The organism is Thermoleptolyngbya sp. M55_K2018_002 (assembly GCF_015295965.1).
Classification (GTDB): domain Bacteria; phylum Cyanobacteriota; class Cyanobacteriia; order Elainellales; family Elainellaceae; genus Thermoleptolyngbya; species Thermoleptolyngbya sichuanensis.
The window spans coordinates 1-6079 of sequence record NZ_DVEA01000237.1 but is presented as its reverse complement, the minus strand read 5'-3'; the positions used below and the strand labels follow the sequence as shown (position 1 = coordinate 6079).

Here is a 6079-nt window from a genome sequence, read left to right as displayed (position 1 = left end):
CGGTGCCGCCCAACGATTCACGCTCTCAGAAAAGCATTTATGCAAGAGGTCTAGTAATCACGAGCTCGGCAGTCTTGCGGGTCTACTTTGCGGGCCTAATTGAGCGGGCCTAATTGCAGAGAGTCGCAGAGATTCAGAGATTAGCGCTTGCGGGCGAACAGCCCAAACAGTCCACCCCCTGGGTTTTCGGGCTTTGCGTTGGGCGCGTCGGGTGCTTCGAGGGGGATATTGAGCCGGGGCGCATAGCGCAGCGCTAGAGGGTCTTTGGGGTTGAGCTTGAGCGCCTGACGGCAGTGAACCTTGGCCATCGTGGGCAAGTCCTGCATTAAATAAGCCGCCGCCAGTAGCGAGTGATATTCGCTCTTTTTGGGGTCGATCTTGATGGCATCCTTCAGTTCGCGCACTGCCAGACCGGGATTATTCTTGCGGACATACTCCTGCGCTCGCTGGTAGTGGCGCTGAGCATAGTCGATGGCAGGCTTCTCGTCATCGGCAGGGGAAGCCGGAGAAAAGGTAGCAGGCGTGGGGGCAGCCGTGGACACAATCCCCGTGCGTTTTTCCCGAATAATCGGCTCGCCCATCTTGAGCCGCAGGTAAACGAGATTCAGTTCACCCAACTGCTCGGTGACGGACTCGAATCGATCCAGCGGGGTGTATTGCGTGGCGGCCAGGTCAGTAACGGCTTGCTCATAAAACACGTCAATGTTGGCCAAAGACGTTTTGATGAGAGACTGGGCGATCGCGCTTTGGGGACGCATCGGCTCCTCTCGGCTCATGCGGCGCACCCGAAACCGCAGCAGCGCCAGATGCTCGGCCCGCCCTTTGTCTTGCTTAATTTTTTGATAAGTCGGGCTGACCAATCGCGCAAATAGCTGAGTGGCCAGTTCGCGATTGGCGGCATCGGCCTGGGCAAAGCTGTCGGGATGCAGCAGCTTGGCGATCGCCCGATAGCGCTTGAGAACACGCCGCTCATCCGCAGTCACCGACAGCCCCAGCACCGCGTAGGGGTCGGTAAATTGCGTCAGCCAGTCAGGTGAAAAAGACCTCTGCGACATTCAAGTGCGTCTCTTCAGCAAAGTCGGATATCACATAAACCCTGGCAGAACAGCATGACTGCCTGCCCATTTCCTCTCGTTTGGCCGTCGTTAGGCTCGGATGCACCGGAAGCGATCGCCAGGAACAAAGATTGAGCCATCAGAGTGACTTATCAGCCTAGAGTTGACTCTGGGTTGGTCTGCCGCCGAGTTACCTCTTAGTAAAGGATAGCAGCCTCCTACCCGTATTTCTGGGGAGGACAACCCCCTCTCACTCTGCCAGCAGGCGGCAGACACCTACTCGTGACGCAATTTTGTCCTGGTGAACCTCTAGGGTATCAGTATTTCTACGGGGACTACGTTACCCCGGATACTGATCTTGCTTTTATAAATTGGGCTGGGGGCTGAAATAGACTGTCTATCGACGGACGGGAGAAACCTTGGAATCGTTAATAACAAAAGGTAGACGCGATACACAGCCCAAAAACTTACACAGAACTCAAAAGAATTCGGCCACTTGGGGCTTCTGAGTTGGGGGCTCATCCAAATATTATGGCGATTTCCGCAGGCGTGTCATAGGCCAAAGTACGGTAGTCCCATAGAGTCTTTTTGAGCATTCCGCAAAGACTTGATGAAGGTAGGTGGGCAGAAATCGTGTCCGCTGCCTGCCAGAATCGGTATCATGGAGAGGTTTTAGGAATCTGCGAGTTCTCTGCGATCGCCCACATCCCAGCAATGCTCAGCCAAACCTATCCGCCCCGAAACCGCCGCACTGCTATTTTGCTCGCCCTAGCGGGTGTTGTTGTTCCTGGCCTACACAAGTTTTATCTGGGTCAGCGCGGCTGGGGGATTGCCTATCTCCTGTTCTTTTGGAGCGGTATTCCCAGAATTGCCAGTCTTTTTGAAGGCATTTGGTTTCTCGTGCAAGGGCAAACGGCGTTTGATGCGGCGTTTAATGGAGGATCTGCCCTGCCACCCCAGCCCGCTGCACCCCGGATTGACCCGGCCCAGGTGGGGGCGATCGCCGATGCGTTGCGCCAGCTCGACACGCTGCGGCAAGAGGGCTTGATTTCGGAATATGAGTTTGAGCAAAAGCGGCGGCGGCTGCTCGATCAGATTGATTAGCAGGCAATAAAAGCAGGCAGTAAAAGCAGGCATGAACAAAAACTGGTGGTCGATGGGCTTGAGGAGTGGCGCTCAGGAGTCGGCGCTGCGATCGCGCCTGGCCAAAGACCCCTATTACCGCTTTCAATCCGTGGAGGAATTGCAGCTTGCGGCGCGGCTCGGCGTGGCAATTGACGTAAACCAGGCGGGCGTAGACGACTGGCTGCGGCTGCCGGGGCTGTCGATTCACCAGGCGCGATCGCTCTCCACCCTCACCCAGTCGGGTGTCCACTTCCACTGTCTAGAAGACATCGCCGCCGCCCTCAGCCTGCCCGTGCAGCGTCTCCGCCCGCTGGAACCCGTGCTGCAATTTTGCTACTACGACCCCGAAAGCCTCTGCGCGATGCAGCCCGCCAATCCCAACACCGCCTCGCTCGAAGCGCTGATCCGCATTCCGGCGATCGACCTGTTTCTGGCGCGGGCGATCTTGCATCACCGCCAGCGCTACGGCCCCTATCGCAACCTGGCCGATCTTCAGCAGCGACTCGCCCTGCCACCAGGATTGATTACAGAATTAATGCATTACCTCCGGTTTTAATCTGGTTGTCATCCTCAGGCGCTACGCTTTTCAGCAGGTTCCGAGAAATATCAGCAATCAGGATATCAGCGAGAAGCGTTATGAACTTAGCGGGTAAAGAGGTGCTGCTGACAGGTGGCACAGGCGGGCTGGGCCAGGGCGTAACGCCCGTTTTGCTGGCTCAGGGCGCAGCGTCAATCACGATTCCCTACATGAGCGCTCGTGAAGTGGAGCGGATGAAGGGGCTGTTGTCTCCGGCAGATTTGGCGCGGATTCGGTTTGTGTTGGCGAACCTGAACGATGAGCAGTCGGTGCAGCAGTTGGTGGATGGAATGCAGCGGGTGGATGCGGCGATTCATCTCGTCGGCGGATTTTCAATGGGGCCGACCCATGAATATGCCTATGACCAGTGGCAAAAAGATTTTGACCTGAACCTGGGCACGACGTTTTTGGTTTGTAAACACAGCCTGCGGCGGATGCTGGAGCAGGATTATGGGCGGATTGTCACGGTGGGGTCGCGGGGGGCAGTGGAACCGGGCGCACAGCTTGCGGCCTATTGCGCCTCCAAAGCGGGCGTAGTGGCGCTGACGCGGGCGATCGCCGACGAGACGCGGGGCACGGGCATTACGGCCAACGTGGTCTTGCCCAGCATCATTGATACACCTGGAAACCGAGCCGCGATGGGGGCAGAAAACGCTGCCCAGTGGGTGAAGCCGGAATCGCTGGGGCAGGTGATTTGCTTTTTGGCATCGGAAGCCGCGCGGGATCTGCGGGGTGCGGTGGTTCCAGTCTACGGCAACGTGTAGTGGCGCTCGTCCGGCTATCCTGCCAGCACCACCCACGGCACCAGGCAAATGCCTTGCTGCGTGGCGCGAAATTTGCCAATGCCCAGAACCGTATCGCGGTCATCTTGAACTCGCAGCGGCGCGTCGAGGTCGGTCACGGGGTTTGCGACAATGGGCTGGCCCTGCGTCCAGCGAAGCGCATCAGGCGGGGGCAGCGGGATGACGGGCAGGTGGGCAAGGGCGATCGCCGCCGAAATCGGTACGAAGGTTCCCGCTTCGACCTGTGCCGCTAGGTCTTCTAGCGTAAGGCTGGCTGCCAGGTCAAACCCGTGGCTCTGGGTGCGGATCAGGCTAGCCAGCGTGCCGCCTGTGCCCAGCAGGTTGCCCAGATCTCGGGCAATGGAACGGATGTAGGTTCCGGCTCCGCAGGCGATCGCCAGTTCTGCTTCGGGGCAATCGCCGGGTCGCCAGTCCAGGAGTTCAATTTGGTAAACCATCACGGTTCGCACAGGCACGTCTACCGAAACGCCCGCCCGCGCCAGGTCATAGAGCCGCTGGCCGCCGACCTGAATAGCGCTGTAGGCAGGCGGCACCTGCTGGATTGTGCCCAGAAATTTGGGCAAAAGCGCCTCGACCTGATCGCGGGTGAGATGGGCGGCGGGGGTTTGGGTGAGGAGGTCGCCCTCCAGATCGTCTGTGGTCGTGGTGATGCCAAAGCGGGCGATCGCCCGATACGCCTTGTCCTGTCGCAAAAATTGCAGCAAGCGAGTGGCCCGACCCAGGGCGATCGGCAATACCCCCGTCGCCGCCGGATCGAGCGTGCCGCCATGCCCCACGCGCTTCATCTTGAGCAGTCGCCGCACTCGCGCCACGCAGTCGTGGGAGGTCAGTCCGGCGGGCTTATGCAGGTTCAAAAAACCGTCCATCCAGGAATTCGCTCACTTTAGAGGGCTTTCGGGGAAAGGCAAAAAATTGCTTAACCATAGTCATAAGACTATCGTTATATCCAGAATCATAAGTTTTTATATATGATGTTCGCAAAAACAGAGTACACTCAATTCAACATCGAAAGTTGCACAGGCGCTACTGGCTTCGACCAGAGTTGCATGGCTATACCGATGACTGTCTCAGTTCTTACTTGTCTTATCTGGTTTCGATTAGTATTCCATAGCTTTGTCGATTCAGCCTGAAGCTTGCTTTCTGCAAGTATGGCAAGCCCTGTTTCTCAGGAAGACGGAGCTAAGGGGCAGTGCGAACTTTCGCCATTGCTCGATCCATCACCCAAGCGATCGCCCAATCTCTCTACTCTGGATGCAGAGTGGCCCGGGTTGTGCTATCTCCATTCGGCTAAACGTTCAACCTAAAGTTCAACTCAACGTTCACAAAGCGACGAGCTTCACAATCGTCTTAGGAGGTTCTATGTCTCATTTTTCTGGCTTGTCTCGTCGGAAGTTTTTGCTGACCGCCGGTGCTTCGGCAGCAGGCGCAGTCTTACTCAAAGGCTGCACTACGCCATCGTCTAACTCCACTGCGAGTTCTGGTGCATCGCCAGCAGCTAGCCCTGTCGCAGCCAACGATACGCCTGAAACTACCAAAGCCGTCCTTGGCTATCTCCCAATTGTTGAATCTGCCCCGCTGATTATCGCCAAGCAAAAGGGCTTTTTCGACAAGTATGGTATGACCGACGTAACCGTCGCCAAGCAGGCCAACTGGGCCGGTGCGCGGGATAACGTCACCATCGGCTCCGACGCAGGCGGCATCGACGGAGGGCAGTGGCAAATGCCCATGCCTCATCTAATTCATGAAGGGATTATCACGCTGAATAATCAAAAGGTGCCGATGGCGGTGCTGTGTCAGCTAAATACCCAAGGAAACGGCATTGCCGTTGCGGGTCTGCATCAGGGCAAAGGCATGGGTCTTAAAATTAATGACCTGGATTACGTCAAGAGTTTCCAGTCTAAAAACGGGCGCAAGTTCAAAGCTGCCTATACCTTCCCCAATGCCAACCAGGATTTCTGGATTCGCTACTGGTTTGCGGCCAGCGGTGTAGACCCAGATAAAGATATTGAGCTGCTGGCCGTGCCCCCAGCGGAAACCGTGCAGGGAATGCGGAACGGCACGATGGATGCTTTCAGCACAGGCGACCCCTGGCCCTATCGCATTGTCAACGATGGCATCGGCTTCATGGCGACGCTGACCCACGAAATGTGGAAGTATCACCCAGAAGAATATCTGGCTATGCGGGCAGATTGGGTCGAAAGCAACCCGAAAGCGACCAAGGCAATTCTCAAGGCCGTCATGGAAGCGCAGCAGTGGTGTGATGATCCTGCCAACCGCGAGGAACTAGTGACCATCTGCGCTGGCCGCGAGTTCTTCAACACCACGAACGAAATTCTTACGCCGCCCTATAAAGGTGCGTACAAGATGGGCGATGGCAAGTCAGATTTCAACGATGTTAACGTTGGCCCACTCTACTGGAAAGATCCCAATGGCGACAGCATTTCTTACCCCTACAAGAGCCACGATCTGTGGTTCCTGACGGAATCCCTGCGCTGGGGCTTCCATAAGAACACGCTGAC

General features: G+C 56.8%; 6 protein-coding genes. 4 read left to right on the top strand and 2 right to left on the bottom strand.

Going from position 1 to position 6079, the window contains the following annotated elements:
- Positions 1 to 140: 140 nt before the first annotated feature.
- Positions 141 to 1055, bottom strand: coding sequence for a J domain-containing protein (locus IGS51_RS11750; RefSeq protein WP_297078566.1), 915 nt, complete (start codon positions 1053 to 1055; stop codon positions 141 to 143).
- Between the two features lie 714 nt (positions 1056 to 1769).
- On the opposite strand from IGS51_RS11750, the gene IGS51_RS11745 reads away from it, so the two are divergent.
- The 3 genes from IGS51_RS11745 (at position 1770) to fabG (ending at position 3521) form a co-directional block, all read left to right on the top strand.
- Positions 1770 to 2159 (top strand): NINE protein, encoded by a 390-nt coding sequence (locus tag IGS51_RS11745; RefSeq protein WP_297078565.1) that lies wholly within the window; start codon positions 1770 to 1772, stop codon positions 2157 to 2159.
- Positions 2160 to 2190: 31 nt separating this feature from the next.
- On the top strand, positions 2191 to 2736 hold the full coding sequence (locus IGS51_RS11740; protein WP_297078564.1) for a ComEA family DNA-binding protein: 546 nt from the start codon (positions 2191 to 2193) through the stop codon (positions 2734 to 2736).
- Positions 2737 to 2816: 80 nt separating this feature from the next.
- Positions 2817 to 3521, top strand: coding sequence for a 3-oxoacyl-ACP reductase FabG (gene fabG, locus IGS51_RS11735; RefSeq protein WP_297078563.1), 705 nt, complete (start codon positions 2817 to 2819; stop codon positions 3519 to 3521).
- A gap of 14 nt (positions 3522 to 3535) precedes the next feature.
- Here the strand turns inward: fabG and truB are convergent, their stop codons facing one another.
- The gene (truB, locus tag IGS51_RS11730; protein ID WP_297078562.1) at positions 3536 to 4426 is read right to left on the bottom strand and encodes a tRNA pseudouridine(55) synthase TruB; all 891 of its coding nucleotides are present in this window, start codon (positions 4424 to 4426) and stop codon (positions 3536 to 3538) included.
- Positions 4427 to 4919: 493 nt separating this feature from the next.
- Between truB and IGS51_RS11725 the strand changes: the two genes are divergently transcribed.
- Positions 4920 to 6079: CmpA/NrtA family ABC transporter substrate-binding protein (locus IGS51_RS11725; protein ID WP_297078561.1), on the top strand; the 1160-nt coding region annotated here is incomplete at its 3' end.